The 26,187-nt window shown below is 73.8% G+C and carries 23 protein-coding genes, 3 tRNA genes and 2 pseudogenes; 11 read left to right on the top strand and 17 right to left on the bottom strand.

The window, feature by feature from the left end; all coding sequences use genetic code 11:
• The 9 genes from KSNIM_RS22000 to KSNIM_RS21960 all read right to left on the bottom strand — a co-directional run.
• Positions 1–2,240, bottom strand: a 2,240-nt coding sequence (locus KSNIM_RS22000) for a beta-ketoacyl synthase N-terminal-like domain-containing protein (RefSeq protein ID WP_317634044.1), incomplete at its 3' end; no start/stop codon positions are given.
• Positions 2,241–2,323: 83 nt separating this feature from the next.
• Positions 2,324–8,893, bottom strand: a complete 6,570-nt coding sequence (locus KSNIM_RS21995) for a type I polyketide synthase (protein WP_263104901.1) — start codon at positions 8,891–8,893, stop codon at positions 2,324–2,326.
• Positions 8,894–8,972: 79 nt separating this feature from the next.
• The gene (locus KSNIM_RS21990; RefSeq protein WP_263104900.1) at positions 8,973–9,869 is read right to left on the bottom strand and encodes an alpha/beta fold hydrolase; all 897 of its coding nucleotides are present in this window, start codon (positions 9,867–9,869) and stop codon (positions 8,973–8,975) included.
• Positions 9,853–10,125: an acyl carrier protein gene (locus KSNIM_RS21985; protein WP_263104899.1), complete on the bottom strand. Its 273-nt coding sequence runs from the start codon at positions 10,123–10,125 to the stop codon at positions 9,853–9,855. The genes KSNIM_RS21990 and KSNIM_RS21985 overlap by 17 nt, the downstream gene beginning before the upstream one ends.
• A 758-nt stretch (positions 10,126–10,883) precedes the next feature.
• The gene (locus tag KSNIM_RS21980) at positions 10,884–11,306 is read right to left on the bottom strand and encodes a MaoC family dehydratase (protein WP_263104898.1); all 423 of its coding nucleotides are present in this window, start codon (positions 11,304–11,306) and stop codon (positions 10,884–10,886) included.
• Between the two features lie 5 nt (positions 11,307–11,311).
• Positions 11,312–11,770: a MaoC family dehydratase N-terminal domain-containing protein gene (locus KSNIM_RS21975; RefSeq protein ID WP_263104897.1), complete on the bottom strand. Its 459-nt coding sequence runs from the start codon at positions 11,768–11,770 to the stop codon at positions 11,312–11,314.
• A 92-nt stretch (positions 11,771–11,862) separates the two neighbouring features.
• Positions 11,863–12,027 (bottom strand): 50S ribosomal protein L33, encoded by a 165-nt coding sequence (rpmG, locus tag KSNIM_RS21970; protein ID WP_004571794.1) that lies wholly within the window; start codon positions 12,025–12,027, stop codon positions 11,863–11,865.
• Between the two features lie 84 nt (positions 12,028–12,111).
• Positions 12,112–12,184, bottom strand: a tRNA-Met gene (locus KSNIM_RS21965).
• A 43-nt stretch (positions 12,185–12,227) separates the two neighbouring features.
• Positions 12,228–12,300 (bottom strand) — tRNA-Thr (locus KSNIM_RS21960).
• Positions 12,301–12,636: 336 nt separating this feature from the next.
• On the opposite strand from KSNIM_RS21960, the gene KSNIM_RS21955 reads away from it, so the two are divergent.
• Positions 12,637–13,875, top strand: a complete 1,239-nt coding sequence (locus KSNIM_RS21955) for a hydrolase (protein WP_263104896.1) — start codon at positions 12,637–12,639, stop codon at positions 13,873–13,875.
• A gap of 307 nt (positions 13,876–14,182) precedes the next feature.
• Here the strand turns inward: KSNIM_RS21955 and KSNIM_RS21950 are convergent, their stop codons facing one another.
• On the bottom strand, positions 14,183–14,710 hold the full coding sequence (locus KSNIM_RS21950; protein ID WP_263104895.1) for an aegerolysin family protein: 528 nt from the start codon (positions 14,708–14,710) through the stop codon (positions 14,183–14,185).
• A 292-nt stretch (positions 14,711–15,002) separates the two neighbouring features.
• On the opposite strand from KSNIM_RS21950, the gene KSNIM_RS21945 reads away from it, so the two are divergent.
• Positions 15,003–15,728, top strand: a complete 726-nt coding sequence (locus KSNIM_RS21945; protein WP_263104894.1) for a hypothetical protein — start codon at positions 15,003–15,005, stop codon at positions 15,726–15,728.
• A gap of 175 nt (positions 15,729–15,903) precedes the next feature.
• Here KSNIM_RS21945 and KSNIM_RS21940 read toward each other — a convergent pair whose 3' ends face one another.
• Positions 15,904–16,128 (bottom strand): hypothetical protein, encoded by a 225-nt coding sequence (locus KSNIM_RS21940; protein ID WP_263104893.1) that lies wholly within the window; start codon positions 16,126–16,128, stop codon positions 15,904–15,906.
• 164 nt (positions 16,129–16,292) lie between these two features.
• Here KSNIM_RS21940 and KSNIM_RS21935 point away from each other — a divergent pair, with 164 nt between their 5' ends.
• The 3 genes and pseudogenes from KSNIM_RS21935 to KSNIM_RS21925 all read left to right on the top strand — a co-directional run bounded on the left by KSNIM_RS21935 (position 16,293) and on the right by KSNIM_RS21925 (position 17,324).
• A complete protein-coding gene (locus KSNIM_RS21935) occupies positions 16,293–16,601 on the top strand; it encodes a putative quinol monooxygenase (protein ID WP_263104892.1) in 309 nt (102 codons plus the stop codon).
• Positions 16,579–16,683 (top strand): annotated as a pseudogene (locus KSNIM_RS39125) (hypothetical protein); the annotation flags it as partial. The gene KSNIM_RS21935 and the pseudogene KSNIM_RS39125, both read left to right, overlap by 23 nt.
• 257 nt (positions 16,684–16,940) lie before the next feature.
• Positions 16,941–17,324, top strand: coding sequence for a hypothetical protein (locus KSNIM_RS21925; protein ID WP_263104891.1), 384 nt, complete (start codon positions 16,941–16,943; stop codon positions 17,322–17,324).
• A gap of 86 nt (positions 17,325–17,410) precedes the next feature.
• Here KSNIM_RS21925 and KSNIM_RS21920 read toward each other — a convergent pair.
• Positions 17,411–17,491: transfer RNA gene (locus tag KSNIM_RS21920), tRNA-Tyr, on the bottom strand.
• Between the two features lie 214 nt (positions 17,492–17,705).
• Here KSNIM_RS21920 and KSNIM_RS21915 point away from each other — a divergent pair.
• From KSNIM_RS21915 to KSNIM_RS21905, 3 genes are all read left to right on the top strand, one after another.
• Positions 17,706–18,194 (top strand): YajQ family cyclic di-GMP-binding protein, encoded by a 489-nt coding sequence (locus KSNIM_RS21915; protein ID WP_263104890.1) that lies wholly within the window; start codon positions 17,706–17,708, stop codon positions 18,192–18,194.
• Positions 18,195–18,890: 696 nt separating this feature from the next.
• Positions 18,891–19,385, top strand: a complete 495-nt coding sequence (locus KSNIM_RS21910; protein ID WP_263104889.1) for a hypothetical protein — start codon at positions 18,891–18,893, stop codon at positions 19,383–19,385.
• A gap of 15 nt (positions 19,386–19,400) precedes the next feature.
• On the top strand, positions 19,401–19,958 hold the full coding sequence (locus tag KSNIM_RS21905) for a hypothetical protein (protein ID WP_263104888.1): 558 nt from the start codon (positions 19,401–19,403) through the stop codon (positions 19,956–19,958).
• 138 nt (positions 19,959–20,096) lie between these two features.
• On the opposite strand, the gene KSNIM_RS21900 is transcribed toward KSNIM_RS21905, so the two are convergent.
• Positions 20,097–20,573 (bottom strand): hypothetical protein, encoded by a 477-nt coding sequence (locus tag KSNIM_RS21900; protein ID WP_263104887.1) that lies wholly within the window; start codon positions 20,571–20,573, stop codon positions 20,097–20,099.
• 77 nt (positions 20,574–20,650) lie between these two features.
• Between KSNIM_RS21900 and mug the strand changes: the two genes are divergently transcribed.
• Complete coding sequence (gene mug, locus KSNIM_RS21895) at positions 20,651–21,319, top strand: G/U mismatch-specific DNA glycosylase (protein ID WP_263104886.1); 669 nt, start codon at positions 20,651–20,653, stop codon at positions 21,317–21,319.
• Positions 21,320–21,348: 29 nt separating this feature from the next.
• Here mug and KSNIM_RS21890 read toward each other — a convergent pair.
• Positions 21,349–22,230 (bottom strand): annotated as a pseudogene (locus KSNIM_RS21890) (LysR family transcriptional regulator); the annotation flags it as partial.
• Positions 22,231–22,365: 135 nt separating this feature from the next.
• On the opposite strand from KSNIM_RS21890, the gene KSNIM_RS21885 reads away from it, so the two are divergent.
• Positions 22,366–23,364: an NADP-dependent oxidoreductase gene (locus KSNIM_RS21885; protein ID WP_263104885.1), complete on the top strand. Its 999-nt coding sequence runs from the start codon at positions 22,366–22,368 to the stop codon at positions 23,362–23,364.
• A 43-nt stretch (positions 23,365–23,407) separates the two neighbouring features.
• On the opposite strand, the gene KSNIM_RS21880 is transcribed toward KSNIM_RS21885, so the two are convergent.
• The 3 genes from KSNIM_RS21880 to KSNIM_RS21870 all read right to left on the bottom strand — a co-directional run bounded on the left by KSNIM_RS21880 (position 23,408) and on the right by KSNIM_RS21870 (position 25,531).
• Entirely contained in the window at positions 23,408–23,932 is a 525-nt protein-coding gene (locus KSNIM_RS21880; RefSeq protein ID WP_263104884.1) for a YbaK/EbsC family protein, read from the bottom strand.
• Positions 23,933–24,043: 111 nt separating this feature from the next.
• A complete protein-coding gene (locus KSNIM_RS21875; RefSeq protein WP_263104883.1) occupies positions 24,044–24,946 on the bottom strand; it encodes a squalene/phytoene synthase family protein in 903 nt (300 codons plus the stop codon).
• 183 nt (positions 24,947–25,129) lie between these two features.
• On the bottom strand, positions 25,130–25,531 hold the full coding sequence (locus tag KSNIM_RS21870; RefSeq protein WP_263104882.1) for a YccF domain-containing protein: 402 nt from the start codon (positions 25,529–25,531) through the stop codon (positions 25,130–25,132).
• A 167-nt stretch (positions 25,532–25,698) separates the two neighbouring features.
• On the opposite strand from KSNIM_RS21870, the gene KSNIM_RS21865 reads away from it, so the two are divergent.
• Positions 25,699–26,184: a cation:proton antiporter regulatory subunit gene (locus tag KSNIM_RS21865; protein ID WP_263104881.1), complete on the top strand. Its 486-nt coding sequence runs from the start codon at positions 25,699–25,701 to the stop codon at positions 26,182–26,184.
• Positions 26,185–26,187 lie beyond the last annotated feature (3 nt).

The raw sequence follows: 26,187 nt of genomic DNA, 5'->3' as shown, positions 1-26,187 counted from the left end.
CCGGGGCGGGTGAGCACGACGGCGCCGGCGCCCTCGCCGATCCGCCAGCCGCCCGTGCCGGCGCCGAAGGCGAGGCCGGGGCCGGTGGCGGGGGCACCGTGGGCGGCGGTCCGCTGCACCAGGTTCTCCGGCGAGCCGGCGAGGTCGACGGCGCCGACGAGGACGGCCTCCACGCTGTCGTCCAGCAGCAGCAGTCGGGCGGTGTCCAGGGCCTGCGCGGTGCCGGCGCCCTCGGCGGAGACGGTGAAGGACGGACCGGTGAGGTTCCACAGGGAGGAGATCCGGCTGGCCATGATGTTGCCGATGTAGCTGAGCACCTCGTTGGCGACGATCGGCTCGTGCACCCCGTCGCGGGCGATCGCGGTGAGCCGCTCGCGCTGCTCGTCCGTCAGGTCGCTGCCGGCGAGCAGCTCGCGCAGGTGGGCGGCGATCCGGTGGCGGGCCAGGTGCAGGTGGGCGGAGGGCTCGATCTCCATCGCGATGACGACGGCGATCCGCCGGGCCTCGGGCGCGGAGGTGCCCGGGGCGGGGGCGCGGCCGTACCCGGCGTCGGTGAGCGCCTCGTCGGCGACCTTGGACATCAGCGCGTGCTGCAGGTTGTAGTTGCGCAGGTCGGCGGGCGGGATCCGGTGGTCGACGGGGTCGAGGCCGACGGTGTCGACGAAGGCGCCGACCGGCGGCGTGCCGGGGGTGACCCCGGCTGCGGCGAGGGCGCCGTCGGTGGTCTCCTCCAGGCCGCGCCAGCGGCGTTCGGGCAGCGGGCGGAAGGAGTCCAGCCCGTCGTGGACGGCCCGTTCGAAGGCGGTGGCCGAGTCGAAGGCGCCGAAGTGCGCGCCGAGGCCGACGATGTCGGGCGCCGGCAGCACGGTCGCCGCACGGGCCGGGACGGGGGTGTCCCGGGTCGGGACGGCGTCGGAGAGCACCACATGGGCGTTGGTGCCGCCGAAACCGAAGGCGGAGACGGCGCCCCGCCGGGCACCGGCCGCGGCGGGCCAGTCCCGTCCGGTGCGGACCAGGGCGGTCGCGGCCGCCCCACCGGGCCCGGGCACCGGCTCGGTGACGCCGACCGTCGGCGGCAGGTGGCCGTGCTCCATCGCGAGCACCACCTTGAGCAGGCTGCTCAGGCCGGCGACGGTCAGCAGGTGGCCGATGTTGCCCTTCACCGAGCCGAGCAGCGGCAGTTCGCCGCCGTGCGCGCCGAAGAAGCCGGCGACCGAGGCGGCCTCGGTGGTGTCGCCGATCGGGGTGCCGGTGGCGTGGCACTCCAGGTAGTCGACCTCGGCCGGCGAGAGGCCCGCGGCACGGTAGGCCAGTTCGTAGGCACGGTGCTGTCCTACCTCGTCCGGCACCAGCAGGTGGCGGCCGCCGCCGTCGTTGGAGAGACCGATGCCGTCGATCACGGCGTGGATCCGGTCGCCCTCGCGCAGCGCGTCCTCCAGGCGCCGGACGGCGACCATGCCGGCGCCCTGGCCGGTGAGGATGCCGGCCGAGCGGGCGTCGAAGGGCTGGCTGAACCCGTTCTCGGGGTAGGCGTGCAGGTCGGAGAAGGAGAGGTGGATCAGGGTCGGGTCGGGGGCGCAGACGCCGCCGGCGAGCACCAGGTCGGCCTGGCCGGTGGCGAGGTGGTCGCAGGCGAGCTTCAGCGCGTACAGCGCGGAGGAGCAGGCGGCGTCCAGGGCGTACCGGGGGCCGCCGAGGCCGAGGGCGGCGCCGACGATCCGGGCGGGTGCGCCGCTGACCCGGGCGTCGGCGGGGTCGCGGCGCGGCGCGGTGTCGGGGCGTGCGGGCAGGTCGAGGCCGGCCCGGCGCAGGCCGGTGCGGACGGCCTGCTCGACCAGCGGCAGGCTGAGGTCGGCCGAACCGGGCGTCGGGAACGAGTAGTTGCCGAGCACCAGGCCCGTCCGGGCGAGCAGGTCGGGGCGGTCCAGGTGGCCGCCGGTGCGCAGCGCCTCGCGGGCGGTGTGCAGCGACCAGTGGAAGACCCGGTCGAGGCCGGCGAGGCGCTCGGCGGCGATCCGGTAGCCGGTGGGGTCGAAGTCGAAGCCGCGGACGAAGCCGCCGCGGGTGCAGGTGATGCGGTGGTGCGGGTCGAGGTCGCGGGGGTCGGCGGGCGGTCCGAAGACCTCCGGGCCGCCCTCGCCCCGGCTGTCCGTCCCGCTGACGAGGTTCTGCCAGAACCGGTCCGGCGTCTCGGCGCCGGGGAACAGGCAGGACAGGCCGACGATGGCGTACGTGCTCATGGAAGCGGTGGTCCCTCCGGTCCGTGCGGCGGTCCGGCCGGCCTGCTGGGGTGCGGCCGGCCGGACCTGCCGGGTCGGGTGCGTCAGCTGCGGGCGAACTTCGCGGCCAGCTGCGGGGTCGACACGAGGCTGACTCCGCTCAGCCGGGCGAGGACCCGCCCGCCGTGGCCGACGGCGGTGACCGTCAGGCTCGCCGAGGTGCCGTTCACCGAGGCCGGTTCGACCACGGCGAGGAAGGTCTCGCCGTCGGCCGGTGCCCGGTGCAGTTCGGCGCGGGCCACCGAGAGCGGCAGGCTGGCCGTGGCGCGGAACAGCCGCATCCAGACCAGGCCCGCCTGCAGCAGCAGGTCGGTCGTGCCGGGCCGGTACAGCGCGCCGGCGAACGCCCCTGCGGCGGCAGCCGGTTCGGCCAGGGCGCACTCCAGCACCAGCCGGGACTCGTCCTCGGCCAGCACCCGGCGGACGCCCTGCAGGGCGGCGCCGTGGAAGAGCGTGCCGTCGGAGTAGAACCCGCCGGCGTCACGTCCGCCGCCCGCGGCCGGCAGCCCGGCCAGGGTCGGGTGGTTGAGCTCCGTCGCCGGGTCGTTGCCGAGCACCACCGTCGCCGCGTAGTGCGGGCGGACGGTGCCGTCCGCGGCGACCGAGCGGATCACCACCTCGGTGCTGGCGCGGTCGCCCGCCGGGGTGGCCGCCAGCTGCAGCCGCTCCGGCACCGTCTCGTCGAAGAGGACGCCCTTGTGCACCGCGAAGTCCCGCACCTGGCGGACGGTTCCGCCGCTGAGCCGCTCCACCGCGCCGACCGCCCAGCCGAGCGCCAGCGCCGCGGGCAGCACCGGCACCCCGCCGATCACGTGATCCGCGACGATCGGCTCGGCGGCCAGTGCGGCCACCGGGCGCTCCAGCACCACGGCGGCAGCGGGCGCGGCCGGCTCCCGGACCGACAGCGGGGTGGTCGGGCCGAGCACGGTGACGGTGTCCTCGGCCCGCCCGGCCGCGAACTGGCCGGTGAACAGGGCCGTTCCGGTCTCCACCGGGATCAACGTGATGCCGCGCTCCTGGAACACCGCCTTGATCTGCGGGGAGACCATCCCGCTGTCCCAGGCGCCCCAGTTGAGCGAGCTGACCCGGGCGGCGGGGTGCCGCCGCCGGAACGAGGACGCCCAGGCGTTGAGCACCTCGTTCGCCATGGCGTAGTCCGACTGCCCCTGGTTGCCGAAGAAGCCCGCCACCGAGGAGAACAGCACCACGTGCCGCAGCCGGTCGCCCGGCAGCGCCTCGACCACCGCGCGCAGCCCGCCGAGCTTCGGCGCGAAGACCCGCTCGATCTCGGAGGCCCGCTTGTTGGCGATCAGCTGGTCGGCCAGCACCCCGGCCCCGTGCACCAGACCGGTGATCCGGCCCGCGTACGGCGCCAGCGCGGCCGTGGTCGCGGCGGTGTCGGTGATGTCCACGGCCAGGTACTCGGCCTCGGAGCCGGCGGCCTTCAGCTCGGCGAGGGTCTCGCAGACCTCCCGCTCGCCGACCACCGCCCGATACAGCTGCTCGACCCGCTTCGGGGTCGGCTTCTCCCCCTCGGACTTGAGGTGGGCCACGGCGGCCGCCTTCAGCTCGGCGGTGCCGGTCACCCCGGCCGCCCAGGCGGGCTCCTCGCCGAGCGCCGTCCGGCCGAGCAGCAGCAGGCCGGGGCGGTGGGCGCGGGCCAGGTCGGCCACGCAGCGGGCGGTGATGCCGCGTCCGCCACCGGTGACCACCAGCAGGTCCTCCGGGCCGACCTCGGCAGCGGTGGCGGAACCGGGCCCGGCGGCGAGGCCGGTGGGCCGCTCCGCCAGCGTCAGGGCGACCCGGCGGCGACCGTCCAGGCCCACCTGCACGGGCTCGGCCGAGGCGTCGGAAAGCTCCGCGAGCAGCAGGTCCGCAGCCGTGCGGTCGGCGACAGCGGGCGCCAGGTCGACGGCCCGGCAGAACACCTCGGGTGCCTCCACGGCCAGCGTCTTCACCAGGCCGCCGTAGCCGCCCGCCGGGACGAGGTCCTCGGCGACACCGGTGAGACCGAAGGCCCCGTCCAGCCGGGTGACCGTGACGAAGCCCGTCCGGCCGGCCGAGGCAGCCCGGGTCAGCGGCTCCACCAGATGCTTGGCGACCAGCAGCGCGTGCGAGAGCCGGCGGACGCCGTCCGCCCACTCGGTCTCCCGACGGGTGTCGAAGACCACGGCCAGCGCGACCGGCCGGTCCAGCACCTGCTCGACGCGCTCGGCGAGCTCGGTCGGGCCCCATCCGGAGAGCGCGTGGTCCTCGACACCGTCGATCCGGCGCCCGACGGACGGCAGCCGCAGCACCCGGACGGGCCGGCCGTGCGCCAGCAGCCGCTGGGCGACCAGCGGCACCAGCTCCCCGCCGTCGTCCACGAGCAGCGCCGCCGCACCCTGCGGGTAGGCGTCCACCAGGACGTCCGGGGCGGGCAGTTCGAGGAGGGCGGCCTGCGCCCGGCCTATCGCACCGGCGGGCACGGTGGCCTCCGGCCGGGGCGCGGGCGCAGCCGACGCCTCGGGCGCGGCGGGGGCGGCGGACGCCTCGGTGCCGCCGATCGTGCCGGTCATGAAGTCGACGATCTGGCCGAGGGTGCGCAGCTCACCGAGCTGCTCGGGGCCGACTGCCACCTCGGCGGGGAACCGCTCGGAGAGCACACCCAGGATCTCGACCCGCTTGATCGAGTCGATCCCCAGATCCGCCTCCACGTCCATACCCAGCTCGAGCATCTCCGCCGGATACCCCGTCTTCTGCGCCACCACCTCCAACAGCGCAGCCGACACCTCCCCCGCACCGAAAGCCGGAGCAGCAGGCGCTGCGGCGGCGGGCGCACCGGCACCGGCCACCCCCACCATGAAGTCCACGATCTGCCCCAGCGTCCGCAGCTCACCCAACTGCTCCGGACCCACCGGCACATCACTGGGGAACCGCTCGGAGAGCACACCCAGGATCTCGACCCGCTTGATCGAGTCGATCCCCAGATCCGCCTCCACGTCCATACCCAGCTCGAGCATCTCCGCCGGATACCCCGTCTTCTGCGCCACCACCTCCAACAACGCAGCCGACACCTCCCCCGCACCGGCCGAGGGCGCCGGGGCCGCCTCCGCTACGACAGGGGCGGGTACCGGGACCGGGGCCGGCGGCAGCGCCGGTGCGACCGGCGTTTCGGCGGTGGGCAGCGGCTCGGCCGGTACCGGTACGAACTCGGCGACCGGGGCGGCGGCCGGCAGCGCGGGTGCGGCCACCGGCGGGGGCGTCTCGACCGCCTGCGGCTGCACCGGTGTGCCCGGTGCGGTGGGCGCCCCTGGTGCACCGCCGAGCTCCAGGGCGGCGAGGTCGCGGAGGATCTCGTTGGCGCGCAGGTGGGTGCGGCCGATGGCGAGGCCGTGCTCCTTGACGGCGGTGACGCCGGCCAGCACTTCGTCGACCCGGCCCTGTCCTGCGGCGTTCTCCAGCAGTCCGGCGAGCCGCTGGGCGCTCTGCAGCTGGCCGTTGAGGTAGTCGTCGTGGAGGGCGAGGTGGTCGGCGATCAGCTCGGGCAGTCGGTCGGGCGCCGCGGCGGCGGCGTGGTCGTGGTCCACGGGTGCGTTCTCCTGGACGGCGTTCCTCGCGGGGAGGAGGACGGGTGCGGGCTCCGGCGGAAGGGCGGCAGCGGGCGGCGGTGCGGGTGCGGGCGGCGCCACTGCCGTCGGGGCGGGGATCACGGGCTCCGCGACCGGAGCGGCCAGCGGGGCGGCGGCCGTGGGCGCGGTGGGTGCGGCTGCCACCGGGGTGATCCGGTAGCCGTTCTCCAGCGCCTCGCGGTAGGCGGCCTTGCGGGCGTCCGAGACGTGGTTGATGCCGTTCAGCGGCACCGTCATGCCCTTGCTCGGGACGGCCTCCGGAGCGGCTGCGGCGTAGCGGTCGGCGAGCGCCAACGGCACGCCGAGGACTGCGAGTTGGGCGACGGCCCGCTTGAGGGCGAGGTCGGCGTCGGCGCCCGGTCCGCCGTCCAGCCGGACGGCGTGGTGCGGGCGGTCGCCGAGGATGCGGGCGACCAGCTGGGTGAGGACGCCCTTGGGGCCGAACTCGACGAAGGTGCGGAACCCGGCCGTGTACATCTCCTCGACCCGGTCGGCGAAGTGCACCGGGTTGATCAGCTGTTCGGCGAGCAGGGCGGCATTGGCCGCGAGGTCGTCCCCGTAGCGTCCGCCCGGGGTGTTCGCGTAGACGGGCCGCAGCGGCGGACGGACCTCCACCCGGTCGACGGCGGCACGGAAGGCCTCGACGGCGTGGCCGACGAAGGGGGTGTGGAAGGCCGCGGAGACCGGCAGTCGGGAGATCCGCAGCCCCGCTCCCGACGCCGTGGCGACCAGCCGCTCCACGGCGGCGGTCGGGCCGCCGACGACGATCTGGTCGGCCGCGTTGCGGTTGCACACCGCCAGCTCGGGGTGGTCGGCGAGCAGCTCGGCGACCTTCGCCTCGGGGGCGCTGACGGCGGCCATCGCGCCGGCGTCGAAGCCGGGGTCGGCGGGCGGTGCCATGGCGGCGCCGCGGGCCCGGGCGAGCGCGAAGTAGGCGTCGTCGGTGAGCGCGCCGGCCGCCCAGAGTGCGGTCAACTCGCCGAAGCTGTGGCCGAGGTGGCCGTCGGCGGCGAAGCCGAGCTCGCCGAGGTAGCGGTACTGGCCGGCGGCGAGGGCGCCGATCGCGGGCTGCGCGTACTCGGTGCGGCGCAGCGACTCCTCCTGGGCGGTGCGGGCCGCGGCGGTGAAGGCGGGCGGCGGGAAGGCGACCCGGGAGAGCAGTTCGGCGCCGTCGAACTCGCGGTTGGCGCGGTCGAAGGCGGCGCGCAGCGGTGGCAGGGCGAGCACGGCGCGGTGGCCGGGGTTGACGTACTGGCTGCCCTGGCCGGCGAAGAGGGCGCCGACCTTGCCGGTGTCGGCGGCGCGGCGGCGGTACCAGAGTCCGCGGGGGTGGGCCCAGTCGGCGGCGTCGTGCTTGGCCCGCAGTTCGGCGGCGGCGAGGGCCCGCAGTTCGGCGAGTTCGGCGTCGTCGCGGGCGGCGAGGGCGAGCCGGGCGTGGTCGGCGGGGGCGGGGCCCTCGGCGGCGGGGGCGCCGTCGGCGAGCAGCGCGGCGAGGGCGGCCGGGTCGGCGGCGTGCCAGAGGTGGACCCGGGCGACGGGGAACATCACCTTGAGGTCCTCGCCGTCGCCGTGCTCCTGCAGCACGAAGTGGAAGTTGGTGCCGCCGAAGCCGAAGGAGGAGATGGCGGCGCGGCGGTCGGTGCGCCGGGGGTCCTTGATCCAGGGCCGGCTCTCGGTGTTGACGTAGAACGGGCCGGCCGTGAAGTCGATCGCGGGGTTGGGCTCGTCGACGTTGATGGTGGGCGGGAGCACCTTGTGGTGCAGGGCGAGTGCCAGCTTGATCATGCCGGCCGCGCCGGCGGCGGCCTTGGTGTGGCCGATCTGGGACTTCACGCTGCCGACGGCGGCGTACTGCCGCTCCTCGGTGGTGTCGGCGACGACGGCGGCGAGGGCGGAGAGCTCGGTGGCGTCGCCGACGGCGGTGCCGGTGCCGTGCGCCTCGAAGAGCTCGACGCTGTCGGGGGTGCAGCGGGCGTCCTCGTACGCGCGGCGCAGGGCGACCATCTGGCCTTCCTTGCGCGGGGCGTAGATGGACTTGAAGCGTCCGTCGCTGGAGGAGCCGATGCCGCGGACGACGGCGTAGACCTCGTTGCCGTCGCGTTCGGCGTCGGCGAGGCGGCGCAGAGCGAACATGCCGATGCCCTCGCCGATCAGGGTGCCGTCGGCGTCCTTGTCGAAGGGGCGGATCCGGCCGGCCTTGGAGAAGGCGGGGGTCTTGCTGAAGCAGAGGTACATGAAGATCGTGTTCTCGGCGTCGCAGCCGCCGGCGATCATCGTGTCGGCGCGGTGCTCCAGCAGTTCGCTGACGGCGGCCTTGGTGGCGGCGAGCGAGCTTGCGCAGGCGGCGTCGATGGTCATGTTGGTGCCGCCGAGGTCGAGCCGGTTGGCGATCCGGCCGGCGACGACGTTGCCGAGCATGCCGGGGAAGGAGTTCTCCTCCCAGGGGGCGAAGGCGAGTTTGAACTTCTCGGCGATCTCCTCGGCGTCGCGCTCGCTGAGGCCGCAGCTGCGGACGACCTCCTTGAGCACGGGGGTCTGCAGCCGGGCGGAGAGCGGCTGGGTGAGCTGGTTGGCGCCGGTGACTCCGAGCACCACGCCGGTCCGCTCGGGCCGGTACCAGGGCCGGTGGGCGCCGGCGTCACGCAGCACGTCCCGGGCGACGACCAGGCTGAGCAGCTGGAGGACGTCGGTGACCTCCAGGGTGGTCGGCGGCAGCCCGAACTCCATCGGGTTGAACGGGACGGTGGGCATGAAGCCGCCGCGTCTGGCGTAGGTCTTGTCGGGCGCGGTCGGGTCCGGGTCGTAGTGCTCGGAGACGTCCCAGTGGGTACTCGGCACGTCCTCGATGCAGTCGGCGGCGGACATCACGTTGCCCCAGAACTCCCGCAGGTCACGGGACTTGGGGAAGAGCGCGGAGAGGCCGACGATGGCGATCGGCTCGTCCGCGAGCCGGCGGCCGAGTTCCGCGTCGGGCAGGGGGCTGGTGTGCTTCGAGGTGTTCACGGCAGGGCTCTCTCGAACTCGGAGGGCCGGGCGCCGGCCGGGGCTTGCGGGCGGCCGGGCCCGTACGGACGGGCCTGCGTCAGACCTTCGTTGCGGGTGCGCGCCGCGCGGAGGCGGCGGGGCGGACCAGGCGCGCGATCACGGCGGCGGCGTCCGGCCGGCTGAGCATGGTGTAGTGGTCGCCGGGGCTGCGGTGGACCTCCAGCCCGTGCGGGGCGAGCGGCCCCCAGCCGAGGGTGCGGTCGCCGGGCAGCAGGCTGCGTTCGGCGGTGACGAGCACCAGCGGCACGGTGGAGGGCCGGGCGGTGTAGGGGGCGGTGAGCCGGTTGTTGCGGAGCAGTCCGTCCACGTAGGTGCCGTAGAGCTTGCGCAGGCCTGCCGGCGGGGTGTCGGCGGGCAGTGCGCCGCCGGCCGCGGCGGCCGCGAGGACGTGGCGCAGGCCGTCCTCGGTGCCGCCGCCGGCGAGCAGCTGCGGGTCGACGTCGACCGGGCGGCTGCGCTTGGCGCCCAGGTACATGGCGAACCAGCCGAGCAGCAGCGGCGGTTCGAGCGCCTCGTCGGGCTGCTGGTACTCCGGGGTGGGCGCGATGCTGTCGAGCAGGACGAGCCGGTCGGGCCGCCGCCCGGCCGGCATCCGTTCGACCAGGGCCTGGGCGACCACGCCGCCGAAGGACCAGCCGGCCAGGGTGCGCGGCCCGCCGTCGTCGAGGGCGGCGAGCTCGTCGCCGATGCGGTCGGCGAGTTCCTCGACGGTGGTGTCGGCGCGGCCGCCGGTGAGTGCGGCCTCCCAGTACGCGGGGTGACCCGACAGGTCGAGGACGGTCAGTCCGGTGCCGGGCGGCAGCGCCTCGGCGAGGGTGCGGTGGACGCCGGCGGCGAGTGCGCCGGGGTGGACGAGGAAGACCGTGCCGAGGCCGTCGCCGGCCTCGGCCAGCCGGTGGACGACGGCGGGGCCGGCGTCACGCCGAGGCCGCATGGTTCTCCCCGGCTCGTGCGGCGGACTCCTCCGCGATGTACTCGGCCAGGTCCTTGATGCTCGGGTGGTACCAGAGGGTGGTGGTCCCGAGTTCGAAGCCGAGCCAGTTCTCCATCTCCCCGGCGAGGATGAGCGCCTCGGTCGAGTCGAGGTCGAGTTCGTCGAAGTACGTCTCGGGCGGAACGTCCTCCGAGGGCACTCCGAGCCGGTGGGCGATCTTCTCGATCAGCCACTGCTGGGCCTCAACGGCGGTCACGACAGGCACGGTCGGTCCTTCCCCAGGGTGCGGTGATTTCGTCCGGTCGGAACATTTCCGAGAGCAACCCGCAGGTAAATCGGCGGCAAAGCCGAGACTGCGGGAAGGCAGCCCGAATCACGCGCCGACGGCGCACGGCAGACACGGAATCCGGGCTCTTCACACGATGGCGCGACCGGCCGCCACCAGCCGCCGACAGGCCATGACCTGCAGCAACTCCGGTACGACAGACGGTCGTTCAGTGGGTGAGCGGTGACGGCGGGAGCACAGCGGGCAGTTCCGCCGCGTCCCGGGTCAGGACCGTACGCGAGTGGCATTCGCACGTGCAACCAACTCCGCGTAAATCAACGCGGATGCAACGCAGGAGAAATGTACTGACCGGACGGAATATCCTGTCGAAACTCGGCCCGGAAAAATGAAATTGATGCGGCGCCAGGCCCGTGCTTCGAATACGCACGCGCCTTGCCGTGTCCGGTCCGCGGGCGGCCGGCGACCCGGACGGCCGGCGCCGCCGGCATGGTCCAGACTTCAACGACACCTTGCCGCCCGCTCCGGCGGCTGGTTATGGTCACGTCAGCGCGCCGCGGCTGCCCCACGGCCGTGCGCCGACCACCGCGCAGAGGGGGATCGAGGACGCCATGTCCGCGGACCGGCAACGGAAGCGGCCGCCGGGCGACGGGCGGCGGCCCGCACTCCCCCGGCGGCAAAGGCCGAGGGGCGGACCCGCCGCCCGGCAGGCCCGCCCCTCCGACACACGTTCAGCCCAGCTGCACCACGGCGCGGGACATGCCGAGCACCTTCTGGCCACCGCTGGTCGCCAGCAGGTCGACGCGCACCCGGCGGTCGTCCAGCAGCGCGGCGACCTTGCCGGACACCTCGATCACCGCGCCGACGCCGTCGTTCGGCACCGGGACCGGCTTGGTGAACCGCACGCCGTACTCGACCACCGCGGCCGGGTCGCCGACCCAGTCGGTGACCACCCGGATCGCCTCGGCCATGGTGAACATGCCGTGCGCGATGACGTCGGGCAGGCCGACCTCCAGGGCGAACTTCTCGTTCCAGTGGATCGGGTTGAAGTCGCCGGAGGCGCCCGCGTACTGCACCAGCGTGGCGCGCGTCACGGGGAAGGACTGCGCCGGCAGCTCGGTGCCGACCTCGACCTCGTCGAAGCTGATCGCCATCGGGTTCACTCCCCCGCCTCGTCGGCCGCACGGGCGACCAGGGTCATGACCGACGTCACCACGTGCTCGCCGGACTCGTCGTTGACCTCACCGCGCACGGACAGCACGTCGTTGCCGGCCAGCGACTTGATGGAGTCGATCGTCACGGTGACCGTCAGCCGGTCACCGGCCCGCACCGGGCGGGTGTACACGAACTTCTGGTCGCCGTGCACCACCCGGCTGTAGTCCAGGCCGAGTTCCGGGTCGGTGACGACCTGCGCGGCGGCGGCGTAGGTGATGACGAACGGAAAGGTCGGCGGCGCGATCACGTCCGGGTGGCCGAACGCCTTGGCGGCCTCCGGGTCGGTGTACGCGGGATTGGCGTCGCCGACGGCAACGGCGAACTCGCGGATCTTCTCCCGGCCGACTTCGTACGGCGCGGTGGGCGGGTAGGTCCGCCCGATGAAGGAGGGGTCGAGCGGCATGGGCAACTCCTCTGATCAACCGTCATGCAGACATGCAGAAATGACTCCAGGCCGCGCCCCGCGAGGGGGAGCGGCCTGGAGTCGAGGCAAAGTCAGCGGGTCTCGCGGTGCGCCGTGTGGGCGTTGCAACGCGGGCAGTGCTTCTTCATCTCAAGACGGTCCGGGTCGTTGCGCCGGTTCTTCTTGGTGATGTAGTTCCGCTCCTTGCACTCCACGCAGGCCAGCGTGATCTTCGGGCGGACGTCGGTGGCAGCCACGGGAGTGCCTTCCTGGGACAACGAATAAGAACACAGACAAGTGTAGCCGATCGGGAGGATGACCCCCCGATCGACTACGCGGGGTAGCGGTGACCGGACTTGAACCGGTGACACAGCGATTATGAGCCGCTTGCTCTACCAACTGAGCTACACCGCTTTGATGAGCAACCACCCCGCCGGAGCGGAAGGCCTTTCACCAGAGCCCCCATGCGGAATCGAACCGCAGACCTTCTCCTTACCATGGAGACGCTCTACCGACTGAGCTATAGGGGCGAACGAGGAAGAGATTACACGGTTCCGGGCCAGAGGTGAAATCCGTATCCGGCACGGAAGACCCCAGGTGGGGCGGGCCGCACGGACGCCCGCAGGCAGTACGGCCGTTCGAGGCACCGCGCATCCCGGCGGCCCGACCGATACGACTTTCCCCCGCCTCCGCGGCGACCGTGCGCCTGCGTCCTAGGCTCGACCAGCAGCAGGCCACGGCCGGCCCCGGGCACCCCGGACCGGCCCGGTCCGCCCCGCGCAGGTCAGGCCCGGACGGGCGACGCGGGCGCGGGTCACAGGAGCTGCGGCAGGAGCCGGACGAGGGATCTGGAGGAGGAGGAGCGGATGACCGGGGCAGACGCACCCGCCGGCGGGCCGCCCGGCCAGGAGCCCGTCCTGCTGCTCACCGGCGCCCGGCTCTCCGACGGCCGGGTGGTGGACGTCCGGATCGCCGGCGAGCGCATCCAGGCGGTGGGCACCCCGGGCGGCCTCGGCCCGCTGCCGCCGCCCGGCAGCACGGGCGGCACCGCCGGCACGCGGATCGACCTCACCGGCTACCTGCTGCTGCCCGCGCCGGCCGAACCGCACGCCCACTACGACACCGCGTTCTCCGCCGCCCTGCCCGGCCCGCCGCCGCACGGCCCGCCCGAGCTCGTCCGCCGGGTCACCGAGGCCGCCCTCACCGCACTCGGCTACGGCGCCACCGCCCAGCGCACCCACGTACGGATCGGCGACGTGCACGGCCTCGGCCGACTGGAGGCGGTGCTGACCGCCGCGCAGGCGCTGCGCGGGCTGGCCGACCTCCAGGCGGTCGCCATGCCCCGGCTGCTCACCGGCCGGGCCGGCGCGGACGGCCGGGCGCAGCTCCGCGAGGCGATCCGGCTCGGCGCCGCGGCGGTGGGCGGCTGTCCGGAGCTCGACCCCGACCCGGTCGGGTACGTACAGGTGCTGCTGGAGGCCGCCCGTGAGGCGGACCGGCCGGTCGACCTGCACTGCTCGGGCGCCGACCCGGGCCGACTCGCTCGTATGGCAGGCGTGTTGGCGCCGCTCCGGCCTAAGGTCACGCTGGGCCCGTGCGACGCGCTGGCCCCTGGCGCGTCCATGGTGCTGGCGAGCGCGGGCATCCGGGTGGTCTGCCTGCCGCAGTCCGGCGGCTGCGCCGGCGGCGAACGCCCGCCGGGGGGCCTGCCGCCCTCCGTGGTCAGGGAGTTGGCGCGGGCCCGGGTGCCGCTGGCCGCGGGCAGTGGGGCGCTGCGCGATCTCGCAGCGCCGGTCGGGCGGGCCGATCCGCTGGAGGCCGCGTTCCTGCTGGCGTCCTCGGGGGCCCTCGGCCCGGAGGACGCGTACGACGCGGTCGCCGGTCAGGCCCGGGCCGGGCTGGGGCTGCCGCCCGTCCGGGTCGACGTCGGCTTCCCGGCCGAGCTGCTCGCGGTGCGGGGCGACAGTCTGGCCGGAGTGCTGGCGGGTGGGCACAGCCGGGTCGTGGTGCACCGCGGCCGGGTGGTCTCCCGGACCAGCGCCGTCCGCGAGTTCGCCGACACCGTGGCACTGGCGCTGCCCCGCCAGCCCCTCCCGGAGGACTGACCCGCCGGAGGACCCGACCGCCGGAGGACCCGACCGCCGGAGGACTGACCTGTTGGGGGCCGGCCCGCCGGAGGACTGACCCGCCGGATGGCTGACCTGCCGGAGCCCGGGACGCCGGACACACAGTGCGGGCGGGCCGCACCCCCGTGCCGGCCCGCCCGCACTGCTCCCCCGTGTCCGGGGCACTCAACCCCGGGCACTCAACCCCGGGCACTCAACCCCGGGCACTCAACCCCGGGCGCGGCTTCCTCGGGATCGACTCGCCCGGGCCCGGCTCCCCGTGCCGCGACCCGTGGGTGAGCTCCCGTCAGCGGCCCCAGGCCGAGAACTGGACGCTCGCGTTGTTCCCCGAGCCGCCGCTCCTCGAGACGTAGAACTTCAGGTCCGTGCCCGAGGAGTCGTAGGAGTTGGAGCCGACGTACGGGTCGTTCCAGTGCACCCGTACCAGGCGGCCGTTGAGCACCGGGTTCGCGCAGTTCTCCGAGAAGAACCGGGCGTAGCCCTCGGTGCCGGTGGCGAAGCCGTTCGACTCGGACGCCCAGCTGCCCGTGCCCTGGTCGTAGATCCGGACGGGCGGCTGCGCCGTCCAGATGCCGTGGCTGAGGCCCCACTCCTCGCGGGTGAGGGTGCAGCCCGTCCAGTTGCTGAACGTCACGTCGACGCTGCGGGCGGCGGAGGCCAGTGCCGGCGCGGCCGCGGCCCCGTTCGCCCCCTTGGTCTCCTTCGCCGTCTTCGCCGTCTCGGCGGCGGCGGCGGTGCCGGCCGCGCCGAGCGACAGCGCCCCGGCCGCGGCCAGTGCGAGAGCGGCTGCTCCGATTCTGCGTGCGGTGCCCATCGTGATTCCCCCGTGTGGTCCGGCCCCGGGACTCCCCCGCGGCCCGGCAACAACTCTGCGGGAAGCGGATAAACACCGGATCGGCAACGGCTGACCGCACCGTCAACGCCCCGCCCGTCGAGCACTGCCCCGCCCGTCGAGCACTGCCCCGCCCGTCGAGCACTGCCTCGGCCGTGGCCGATCGGTCACGGCCGGGTATGAGTTGAACGCGTTCAAAATAGGCGGACGCCGGGGAGGTGCCCGTCGGTCGGGCCTGCGCATGCCGCGCGGTCCGCAGGAACGGGGGAGAGAGATGAAGGTGCTGAGAGCGGCCGCGGTCGCCGCACTCCTCGGGGTCTGCGCGTGCCAGGGGCAGGCCGCGCGCCCTGCGCCGAACACCGGGTCCGCGTCCGCCGGCGCCGGCGCCGGAGCAAAGGACGCCGACCGGCTCCTCGCGGCGGCCGCCGAGAACGGCCGCTCCGCCGGGTCCGTCACCGCCGGCTTCCGTATCGCTGCCATGGGTCAACTGGCCACCGGCACGGTTTCGGTGGACGCGTCCGGCCACTGCACCGGCACCATCGAGAGCACGAAGCTGGGCAGGATGTCGTTCCTCACCGACGGGACGCGGGCCTGGCTCAAGGCAGACGAACGCGTCTGGGGCCCACGGGTGGCGGCCATGGTCAAGAACCGCCACGTCACGGGCCCGGCCTCCGCAGCACCCTTCAGCTCGTTCGGCCCCCTGTCCTGTCGGGCGGCCGCCGCCCCCATCACCGGCGACATCGACACCGCCGTCACGACCGCCCGGAGCAGCACAGCGGCGAACGGTGTCCGGACGGCCGCGCTCACCGACTCCGACGGCTCGACCCTGGAGATCACCGCCGGCGAGCACCCCTTCATCGCCCGCACCGCCTTCGGCAGCAACGGCGAACAGCGGACCTGGGTCTTCCGCCACTACGGCTGGCCGGTGGACTTCACCCCGCCCCCGGCCGCCGCGACCATCGACCTCGCAGCCGTCCTCCTGCCCGACACCGCCCGGTAGGGCCCGACCGCGATGCCACCTCGACCGAGACCGGCGGACCGGCTCGCCTCTTCGCCCGGCTGACCATGGTGTGCCGCTCGATCCGGCGCGGGTGCGGCACGACGCGCCCGTTGTAGCGCAGTCGGACACTCGACCGGTGCTTTCGCATGCCGTCGGCGGCAGGCGGTTGCTCGTCTCAGCGGGAGTCGGTGGCTCCGCGGGGCGGGTACTGCGGGTACTGCGGCGGTTGCGTCGATGCTTCCGTCCGCCGGCCGGCTATGGCTGCAGCGAGCGCGAGAAGTGCTTCAACCTGCGCCATCTGTATGCGGATCTCCGGATGCGCCGCGCTTGAGAAAGACTTCGGGTTCACCATCGCGAGAAGCTGCTCGGCCCTGGAGACGTGCGCGAGGTAGTCAGTCATGTGTGCACCGTAGCGCCGAACTCGCAAGCGGTGGAGTGGCTTTGGCCGGCGTCCTGTGCGGCCTGGGGTCGATCGTGGTCGGGGGGCCGCAAGCACTTTTCGTACCGTTGGCCGGTGCAGCGATAAGTGCTGCTGCTCTGGTTCACGACGAGCGAGGAAGAAGCATGTTCGGACTGATGGTTCGCTTCACCTGCAAGGACGAGTCCGCGGCGGCCGCGTTCGACGACCTGGTTGCGCGGACCGGCGAACTGATCCGGGTCAACGAGCCCGGCACGACGGTCTACGCAGTCCACCGCGTTGACGGCCGTCCGCTGGAGCGGATCTTCTACGAGCTCTACCGCGACCGCGCCGCCTTCGACGAGCACGAGTCGAAGGGCTACGTGAAGGTCTTCCTCGCCGAGCGCGACCAGTACCTCTCCTCCGTCGAGGTCGACCGGCTCGACCTCGTGTCTGCCAAGGGCGTGGACGTTTGAGCGCCGAGTACGAGAAGCACTGGGCAAGAAGATCGCCTTCCACCGCAAGCGCCGCGGGCTCTCGCAGCAGGAGTTCGCCCAGCTCCTCTGCCGCTCGAAGACCTGGGTGTCCCAGCTGGAGCACGGTGTGCGGCGCATCGGTGGTGGACGCCCGAAGGGTCCGTTGATGCTGCTGCAAGCAACCCTCCGCGGACCGAAGTGGAGGCTGCCCGAGCTTCGCGGTGATCCCGACAGGCGGCTCGCCGCGGCCCCTGTCGGGTCGCAGGTGGCGCGGCGTCCGTCCGAGCAGGGCTGTTCGGCTGCATCAACGGCCGGCTGTTCCGGACCTCTCGGAACGGCATGGTGCAGGAGAGCGGCTACGGAGTGGTCTGGAAGCGGCCCGGGCCGAGGTCCCCTCCCCTCGCCGACTGCGCGACGGCGCTCGGCCGGCGCCCGTACGACCTGCGGCACGCCGGGATCTCGCTCGGGCTGAACTCCGGGGGCGACCCGACCGAGATCGCCCACCGGGCCGGGCACAGTGTCGCGGTGATACTGCGGGTCTACGCGAAGTGCCTGCACGGCACCGAGGACGACGCGAACGAGCTGATCTCGCAGCGGCTCGCCCGCGGCTCGCACCGCCCCGCCGGCCGCCGCCGCGGGCCCGGATTCTGGTCCGTGACTGGTCCGTACGCCCTGGTCAGACCCGGGATTCGGGCGACTCAGGGTGAGACGAGCCACACATAGCGCGCATGTCGATCGCCACAACGACCGATGCAACGAAACAGCCCCTGATCTGCGTTTCCGCAGATCAGGGGCTGTTTTCTATCCTGTGGCTGGTGCAGGGTTCGAACCTGCGTAGCTTGCGCGACAGATTTACAGTCTGCTCCCTTTGGCCGCTCGGGCAACCAGCCAGGATGTTGTCCCCCGGGGGCGCTGCCCCGTTCGACGCGGTAAACAATACCTGATGGATGGGGGTGGTTCGCCACTCGGTTGCCGGGGTCCGATCACGGGCTCGGCCGCGGCGGACGGGGGCGGGGCCGGGCCGTGCTGGATAGGCTTGGGCGGCGCCCGTGCCGTACGGCCGGGCGGTGACCGTGCAGCCAGTACCCAAGGAGACCAACACCCATGGCCGACTCCAGTTTCGACATCGTCTCGAAGGTCGAGTGGCAGGAGGTCGACAATGCGATCAACCAGACCTCCCGCGAGATCGCCACACGCTTCGACTTCAAGGGCGTCGGCGGCGAGATCAGCCGGTCGGGCAACAAGATCGAGATGAAGGCCAACGGCGAGGAGCGGGTCAAGGCGATCCTGGACGTCCTCCAGAGCAAGTTCATCAAGCGCGGGCTCTCGCTGAAGGCCCTGGACGCCGCCGAGCCCCAGCTGTCCGGCAAGGAGTACAAGATCTTCGCGGACGTCAAGGAGGGCATCACCACCGACGACGCCAAGAAGGTCGCCAAGATCATCCGCGATGAGGGCCCGAAGGGCATCAAGGCGCAGGTCCAGGGCGACGAGCTGCGGGTCAGCTCGAAGAGCCGTGACGATCTGCAGGCCGTCCAGGCGCTGCTCAAGGGCAAGGACCTCGACTTCGCGATCCAGTTCGTGAACTACCGCTAGACCGTTCCGGCCCGGGAGGGCGCATCGGGGCAGCGTGCCGACACGGCCGCACTGCCCTCGGTGCGCCCTCCCGCCGGTTACAGGTGCATCGAGGCATCGAGACCCGTCGACCGCTCGGCTCGGCCGAGTCGCCGCCGCGCCTCTCGGCAGTCCCCCGACCGCCTGTCGGCTCCGAGCGCAGCAGCGCCGGGGTTTCGTACGCCACCTCGCCGTCCCGCGTTCAGGAGAGCGTCTGCCCGAGCACCCCCGCCGGACCTGGCCCCGCCAACCCTTGAAGGCACTCCCGCCTGCTTCCGGCCGGCCGGCCGTGCGATCCGTGCGGGATTCGTGGAGTCGCGCCGCGGAGTGCGGGGATGCCGGAACCAGCCATGCTCCCGGCACGAACGAGCCAATCGGATCGCCATCGAACGAGCCTTGAAGTTCAAGGGGCTACCGTCGCCTGAGTCTGCCGCCCGGCCGGGGCGAGGGCCCCGCGCGGGACGTTGCGGCAGTCGAGGGGGGATCGTGATGCGTTCATCGCTCAGGCATGCGGTGGCGGCGGGTTTCACCGCGTGCCTGCTCGCGGCGGCCTGCGCCGGCACCGCTCAGGCGGTGCCTTCGACCGGTTCGGCCGGGCGGACGACCGCGCCGGCACAGGCGATACAGGCGGCACAGGCGTCGAAGCACGTGCCGCCGGCCGGCGCGACGGTCGTCAGGATGACGGTCCGCGGCGTTGACCGGAAGGTCGCGGAGTCGCACGGTTTCAAGGTGGTGACCAATCCGGACGGCAGCGAGCGCGTGGTGCCGACCGCGTCGGCGACCAACCCGGACGGCAGCCCGTACCGGGCGAAGGGCGGTGTCGGCGCGGCGGCGGTCAGTCCGCACAACGTCGTCGAGGGGGACTGCGGCGACTCCTACCTGTGGATCCACCCGGTCGGCGGCTTCGTCTCCGAGATCGAGACGGGCTTCGACCTCAACATGGGTGCGGTCGCCTATCACTGGCAGGTCAACAGGTCCGACAAGTACGGCTCGGACTCCCACTCGTGGGGCGGCGGCCTGGGAGTGGACACGTCCTGGCGCGGCGAGTGGGACGTGCGGAGCGGCGGGGTGACCTGGGAGACCGCGGGTGTCACCCCCTCCAGCGACGCGCTGCTGTGGGACGGCGAGATCTGCTCCAGCGGCGGTCCCAGCGACCGCGACTACGTCGTCTGATCGGAGGATGACTGCATGACAGCGATGTCGGGCGCGCCGTGGTCGGTGTCCCTGGACTACTCGCACGACGCGGCCTTCGCGCTGGCGATCCGCGACGCGCTCGGCATCGCCGGCCCGCACGGGCTGCCACCGGTGGCGCCTCCGCCGGAGCTGGTCGTCGACCCGGCCACCTCGGCGGACGAAGCCGGCGCGGCGTGGCAGCGCTGGTGGGACCGGATCCTGCCGCCGACCGGGCGGGGCGAAACCGGCTCCCCCGTCCTGCCGGATGCCCCGCTCGACCGTGTCGTCACGGAGAACTTCGGCGCCCTGCACGCGTGGAGCGCCGCACGCAAGCGCGAGGTCGCCCGCGCCACCAGCCCGACTCGCGCCGTTCCCCGGATCCGGGACTTCCTGCGCGAGTACGAGCAGGCCACCGGTGTCCGCCCGGCGGGGTTCCGGCTCAGTGTGACCGCGCTCCCTGTCGCGGGCTCCGTGTTCCTGCCGCTCGGCGGCGAGCGGATCGCCGTCAGCATCGCGCTGCTGTCCGATCGGGCGGAGTACCTCAGGCGCATCCTGGCGCACGTCGGCCCGTGAGCGGGAGCCACAACCCTGCAGCGGCCGGAACGGCCGGAACAGCGTGAATGCGCCGGGCCCCGGACCGTGCACTGTCCGGGGCCCGACGTATCACTGTGCCCAGCACGTCGCCGTGCCTGGCGCAGCCCCTGACTGCCGTCAGCCCCGGACCCAGTCGGCCGAGTGGCGCCGCGCTCCGAGCCCGACCGCGTCGAACTCGTCGAACCGCCCTTCCGTCACGGTCGCCCCCAGCCGGCGCAGCGCCTGCGAGATGGGGGTGCCCTCGGCGGGTCGTTGCTCGTCCTCCTCGATGCGGAGCGGTCCGAGCTCGATCCGGCCGTGCAGCCAGACGGCTGCCTGCTGGGTGCCGGTGCCGCCGAAGAAGTCGGCCTCGACGTAGGCGATCGCGCCGGCCTGCGACCAGGCTTCCAGCCTGCGGCCGAACCCGGCCGGGAAGCGGGTGAAGCCCGGCTCGGTACGGTCCCCGGGGACGTTCAGCACGCCGTGCAGCCGGTCGGTCATCGGGATCAGCGCCAGGCCCTGCGCCAGTCGCGCCACCTGCGCGGTCGGCACTTCGGCCGCCACCACGTCGAGCAGGTCGGCGGTGGCGAGCAGAGCGTTGAGTTCGTATGACATTCCGTCATTCTGCGCTGCTCAGCGCCGTCGGGTCAGCCGAATATTCGAACTGACTATCCATCGGTCAGGATGGAGGCATGACGAGTCCCTTCCGTCGCCCGACGGCCGAGGAGTTGGCGGCCGCGCACGACACGACGATCCCGGACGTGGCGGCGCCCGGGCTGCGGGTGCTGTTCTGCGGGATCAACCCCGGCCTGTGGTCCGGCGCCACGGGCCGGCACTTCGCGCGGCCGGGCAACCGCTTCTGGCCGGCGCTGCACCGGTCCGGCTTCACCCCGCGGCAGCTGCGGCCCGACGAGCAGGACGAACTGCTCGGGTACGGCCTCGGGATCACCAACGTGGTGGCGCGCACCACGGCCCGGGCGGACGAGCTGACCGCGGACGAGTACCGGGCGGGCGGGGCCGCCCTGGTGGACCGGGTGGAGCGGCTGCGGCCGCGCGTCCTGGCGGTGCTCGGCATCGGCGCGTACCGGACGGCGTTCGGGCGGCCGAAGGCCCGTGTCGGACGGCAGCCGGAGGGCATCGGCGCGACCGCGGTCTGGGTGCTGCCGAACCCGAGCGGGCTCAACGCGCACTACACCCCGGACGGCATCGCCACCGAGTTCCGCCGGCTGCGCGAGGCCGTCGAGGCCTCCGAGGCGGAGGAGGCCGCCGAGGTGGGCAAGGCAGTCGAGGCGGACGGGGCGGACGACGCGGGCGAGGCACTCGCGGCGGAGGAGACACCGGACGCTCGCGACGAACGCTGAACGGGCGTCAAGCCGACCGGCAGCGGCGCCGAGCGCAGTTCGCGGACGAGTGCACGGACGGCAGCCGTCCGGGCCAGGGCCGGCGTGGTGACGTAGCCGACCTGGCGACTCGGGGGGTTCGGGCCGAGGTCGGTGACGGCGAGGCCGGGAGGTGCGCCGAGCAGGCTGAGTCCGGGCACCACGGCCATGCCGATGCCCTGGGCGACCAGCGAGAGCACCACGGTGTCGTCCTCGACCCGGATCGTGGCCGGCGGCATCCAGTCCTGTTCGGACCACCAGCTCCTGGTGTAGGAGCTGCAGTTCTCGTCCCAGTCGACCAGCGGGAGCTCCTTGGGCCTGGGGTGGCCGGCCGGGTGGACGAGGGCGTAGGACTCCTCGAAGAGGGGCACCACGACCAGTCCGGGCGGGGGTTCGGTCGTCTGGTCGACGGTGGCGATGCCGAGGTCGGCCCGGCCGTCCGCGACCTCGCCGGCCGTGCCGGGTCCCAGCTCCCGAACGATCCGCACCTGCGGGGCGAGACCGGGGTGCCGGGCGGCGAGCCGGGCCAGCACCGCGGGCAGCAGGTGCGCGGCCGCGCTGCGGAACGCCGCCACCACCGGACGCCCGGTGACCTCACCGGTCGACGCCTCCCGGACTTCCGCCGGCATCGCCGCCAGCAGCCGCAGCACCTGCCGGGCGTGCGCGGCGGCCCGCTCGCCGGCCGGGGTGGGCCTGGCGCCGTGCCGGCCGCGGTCGTACAGCACCGTGCCGAGCTTGCCCTCCAGGGTGCGCACGGCGTGCGAGACCGCGGACTGGGTCAGCCCGAGGGCCGACGCCGCTGCGGTGAAGCTCCGCTCCCGGTCGACGGCGGCCAGGATGCGCAACTCGTGCGGGGCGAGATCGGTGTCCCGCCGCGCGGATCCGTCGGTCATCGGGCCAGCCTACCGCCGGTCCATGAACGGGATTCATGGACCGGCGGCCTCCCATCGACGGCGGCCCCTGCCCGGCACCCGGCTGCCCGGCCTACGGTCGTCACCGATCCCCGAACCCGTGTCAGGAGCACCGCCGTGTCCCGTACCGCCACCGCTTTCGCCGCCGTCCACCAGGTCGCCCGGCCGACCGGCCTGCCGTCCCCCGAGGACTTCGCCCTCGTCACCGGCACGCTCCCTCCGACCGCCGAGGGCCAGGCCCTCGTCGAGAACGTGCTGCTCTCCGTGGATCCGTACATGCGGGAGGAGATGGACGGCGGATGGGCGCTGGACGCACCGCTGGAGGGCCGTTCGGTCGGCCGGGTGGTGGAGTCCCGCACCCCGGCCCTCGCCGTGGGCGACCTCGTCTTCCACCGCCGGGGCTGGCGGACGCACGCCCTGGTCACCCCGGACGAGGCCCGGGTGCTGCCCGACCTGCCCGGTGTCCCGCAGAGCGCCCACCTCGGACTGCTCGGCGGTACCGGGCTCAGCGCGTACGTCGGCCTGACCAGGGTCGCCCGGCTGCAGCCCGGCGAGGACCTGTACGTGTCCGCGGCCGCCGGCGGCGTGGGCAGCGCCGTCGGCCGGATCGCCCGGCTGCTCGGCGCCGGGCGGCTCGTCGGAAGCGCCGGTTCCCCCGCGAAGGTCGCCCACCTCACCGACCGGCTCGGCTTCGACGCCGCCTTCGACCACCACGACGGCCCGATCGGCGACCTGCTGCGGGCCGCCGCCCCCGAGGGCATCGACGTCTACTTCGACAACGTCGGCGGCAGCCACCTGGAGGGGGCGATCGAGGTGCTCCGCGACCACGGGCGGATCGCCTGGTGCGGCGCCGTCGCCCAGTACAACAGCGCCGAGCCGCCCGCCGCACCGCGCAACCTGTACGACGTCGTCGGCAAGAGCCTGCGGCTGGAGGGCTTCCTGGTGCGGAACCACCTGGCGGTGCGGGACGAGCTGTACGAGTTCCTGGTGCCCCACCTGCAGAGCGGCCGGGTCCACTCGGACGAGACCGTCGTGGACGGCTTCGACCGGATTGTCGCGGCCTTCCTCGGCATGCTGCGCGGCGACACCGTCGGCAAGACGCTCGTCCGGGTGTGACGCTCGTCAGGTGTGAAGGTCGTCGGGTGCGACGGCCGGCCGGTCAGCCCGCGGTGACGGGGGCGGGTTCGCCCGCGGTCACGTGCAGCAGCTCGCGGTGGGTGAGCGGGAAGACGGTGTGCGGGTGGCCGGCGGCCGCCCAGAGCAGCGGGTGCGCCTCCAGTGCGGTGTCCACGACGGTGCGCAGCGGCGCCGGGTGGCCGACCGGGGCCACACCGCCGATCGCCTGGCCGGTGGCCTCGCGGACCTGCTGTGCGGTGGCCCGGGTGATCGGGCCGGTGCCGAGGCGCTCGGCGAGGAAGGCGGTGTCCACCCGGTGGGCGCCGCTGGTCATCACCAGCAGCGGGGCGCCGTCGCAGATGAAGACCAGGCTGTTCGCGATCGCGCCGACCTCGCAGCCCAGGGCGGCCGCGGCCTCGGCGGCCGTCCGCGCCGAGTCCGGCAGCACCCGGATCGCGGCGGTGACGCCGGCGGCGGCGAGGGCCTCGGCGACCGGACGGCTGCGCTCGGGCAGCTCGGACGGGTCGGACGGCCCGGTGTCCCGGGTGGTGGACGGGGTCGCGGTCACTGGGACTCCTCAGGGGACGGCACCGGCCGGACGGAGCCGCCAGCCTGCTCCCCGGACGGGCGGCTTGTCCAGCCGATTCCCCCTCGCACGGCACCCGACGGTGTCGCGGAGTCAGGGTCGGCGGCGGGCCCGGGCGAGGATACGGAGCGGGGCGAGGACGCCGTAGCCGATGTCACGGCGGAGGGCACGGGCACCGGCCCGCTCGACGGCGGCGAGTTGGTGGGCCATCAGGTCGGTCATGGTGCGGCCGACGGCCCGCAGTCCGGGGTCGGCGTGGTCGACGACGTCCGCGGCCGCGTCCAGGGCGCCGCGGGCACGGCGGCACTGGTCGGACAGCAGCGCGCGGACGGCTGCGGTGTCCCGCGCGGCCCGCAGGTCCTCGGGGGTGACGCCGTGCTCGGCGAGGCGTTCGCGCGGGATGCAGATCCGTCCGGCGGCGACGTCGCCGGCGAGGTCGGCGAGGAAGTCGACCCGCTGGGCGGCGTCGACGAACCGGCGCCAGGCCCGGGTCTGCTCCCCGTCGGGGCCGCCGGGGTACTGGAGGCCGGTGAAGACCAGGATGCCGGGCAGGGCGTAGGCGTCGAGGTAGTCCTGGTAGTCCTGCTCGGTGCCGAAGCCGGTGAAGGCGGCCTCCGCGGTGGCGGCGCCGGAGAGGAAGTCGTGCACCCAGTGTTCGGGGAGGCCCCGGGTGCGGACGGCGTGCGCGTAGGCGCGGAGGACCGGGTCGGCGCTGCGGGCGGGGGTGTCGAGCGCCTCGGCGGTGCGCTCGGCGAGGTCCTTGAGTCCGTCGGCCCGTTCCTGGGGCGCGCCCTGTTCGGCGGTGTCGTCGACGAGGTTCATGAAGGCGAGCCCGGCGGCCAGGAAGGGCACCAGGCGCGGGGCGGCGAGCAGCCGCAGTGCCAGGTAGGGGGCCTGTTCGCGGCGGAGGACGCGCCGGGCGGCGGTGGTGTAGTCGGCACGCAGCGGCGCTTCGGTGACGGCGGCGGCGGTCAGGGTGGTGCGCCAGCTGGGCACGGGTCTCCTCGGCGGCGGGGTGTACTGACCGGCTCACCGTAGCGCGTGGCGCGGGCAGCCCCCGGAGCCCGGGTGCCGGGGCGTCAGGGCCGGCCGGGATCACGGGTGTCGGAGCCCGAGGAGCGGGAGTCCTCGGTGTCGGAGCCCGGGGGGCCGGTCCGGCAGCGCGGCGGCCGCCCCGGGTCACCAGCCGGCGAAGCGTTCGTCGGTGCTGACCACCTCGCGGCCGAGCGGCGCGAGCGAGATCGGGATCATCTTGAGGTTCGCCCAGCCGAACGGGATGCCGATGATCGACAGGAACAGCGGGATGCTGGTCAGGAAGTGGGCGATGGCCAGCCACCAGCCGGCGAAGATCAGCCAGATCACGTTGCCGACGCAGGAGGCGGGGCCGGCGTCCGGCTTGTCCACCGTGGTGCGCCCGAACGGCCACAGCACATAGCCGGCGATCCGGAAGGACGCGATGCCGAACGGGATCGTGATGATCAGGATGAAGCAGATGATCCCGGCGATCGCGTAGCCGATCGCCATCCAGATGCCGCAGAAGAGCAGCCAGAGGACGTTGAGGATGAGTTCGATCACCTTCATGACGTCCAGCCTGGCACGCGTCGGTCCGGGCGGCCATCGAGGGACCTCGACGAGCGGCTTTACTGTTTCATTACTATAGGACGGCCGATTCCGCATCCGGGCACCGCGCGCCGCGCGGCGGTCCGCCCTGCGCGCTGCCCGGATCCGCTGACGAGAGGACAGACGCCATGCCCGTTCCCCGAGTCCGGACGACCAGCCTGCCCGGTGTGGGCATCCAGTACGACCTGACCACCCGAGAACACCGGCACCTCTCCGTGATCGCCCACCGGGACGGCACGCGCAGCCTCAACGTCTACCGCGCCGACGACCCGGACGCCTGCGCGCAGGCCCTGCACCTGACGGCGGACGAGTCCACCGCCCTGGTCGACGCGCTGATGCCCGCCCACCACAGCCCCGGCGTGCTGCACACCACCGACCTCGGGCTGGTCGCCGAGCGCATCCCGCTCGGCGGCACCTCGTTCTGGAACGGCCGACTGCTCGGCGACACCAGGATGCGCACGGCCACCGGCGTCTCCATCGTCGCGGTGCTCCGCCGCACCGGCGCGGTGCCCTCCCCCGGCCCGGACTTCCGGCTGGCCGGCGGGGACACCCTGATCGTCATCGGCACCCGCGAGGGCGTGGACGCCGCCGCCGCGATCCTGGGACGGGAGTGATCG

Source organism: Kitasatospora sp. DSM 101779, assembly GCF_025655475.1.
Classification (GTDB): Bacteria; Actinomycetota; Actinomycetes; order Streptomycetales; family Streptomycetaceae; genus Kitasatospora.
This window is presented reverse-complemented; position numbering and strand designations above follow the sequence as displayed.

Bases quoted from the DNA above. Each gene is read 5' to 3' on its own strand.
- KSNIM_RS21990 (WP_263104900.1), bottom strand. From the start codon at position 9,869: ATGCGGCCTCGGCGTGACGCCGGCCCCGCCGTCGTCCACCGGCTGGCC.
- KSNIM_RS21980 (WP_263104898.1), bottom strand. From the start codon at position 11,306: ATGGCGATCAGCTTCGACGAGGTCGAGGTCGGCACCGAGCTGCCGGCG.
- KSNIM_RS21975 (WP_263104897.1), bottom strand. From the start codon at position 11,770: ATGCCGCTCGACCCCTCCTTCATCGGGCGGACCTACCCGCCCACCGCG.
- KSNIM_RS21955 (WP_263104896.1), top strand. From the start codon at position 12,637: ATGACCGGGGCAGACGCACCCGCCGGCGGGCCGCCCGGCCAGGAGCCC.
- KSNIM_RS21950 (WP_263104895.1), bottom strand. From the start codon at position 14,710: ATGGGCACCGCACGCAGAATCGGAGCAGCCGCTCTCGCACTGGCCGCG.
- KSNIM_RS21945 (WP_263104894.1), top strand. From the start codon at position 15,003: ATGAAGGTGCTGAGAGCGGCCGCGGTCGCCGCACTCCTCGGGGTCTGC.
- KSNIM_RS21940 (WP_263104893.1), bottom strand. From the start codon at position 16,128: ATGACTGACTACCTCGCGCACGTCTCCAGGGCCGAGCAGCTTCTCGCG.
- KSNIM_RS21935 (WP_263104892.1), top strand. From the start codon at position 16,293: ATGTTCGGACTGATGGTTCGCTTCACCTGCAAGGACGAGTCCGCGGCG.
- KSNIM_RS21925 (WP_263104891.1), top strand. From the start codon at position 16,941: ATGGTGCAGGAGAGCGGCTACGGAGTGGTCTGGAAGCGGCCCGGGCCG.
- KSNIM_RS21915 (WP_263104890.1), top strand. From the start codon at position 17,706: ATGGCCGACTCCAGTTTCGACATCGTCTCGAAGGTCGAGTGGCAGGAG.
- KSNIM_RS21910 (WP_263104889.1), top strand. From the start codon at position 18,891: ATGACGGTCCGCGGCGTTGACCGGAAGGTCGCGGAGTCGCACGGTTTC.
- KSNIM_RS21905 (WP_263104888.1), top strand. From the start codon at position 19,401: ATGACAGCGATGTCGGGCGCGCCGTGGTCGGTGTCCCTGGACTACTCG.
- KSNIM_RS21900 (WP_263104887.1), bottom strand. From the start codon at position 20,573: ATGTCATACGAACTCAACGCTCTGCTCGCCACCGCCGACCTGCTCGAC.
- mug (WP_263104886.1), top strand. From the start codon at position 20,651: ATGACGAGTCCCTTCCGTCGCCCGACGGCCGAGGAGTTGGCGGCCGCG.
- KSNIM_RS21870 (WP_263104882.1), bottom strand. From the start codon at position 25,531: ATGAAGGTGATCGAACTCATCCTCAACGTCCTCTGGCTGCTCTTCTGC.
- KSNIM_RS21865 (WP_263104881.1), top strand. From the start codon at position 25,699: ATGCCCGTTCCCCGAGTCCGGACGACCAGCCTGCCCGGTGTGGGCATC.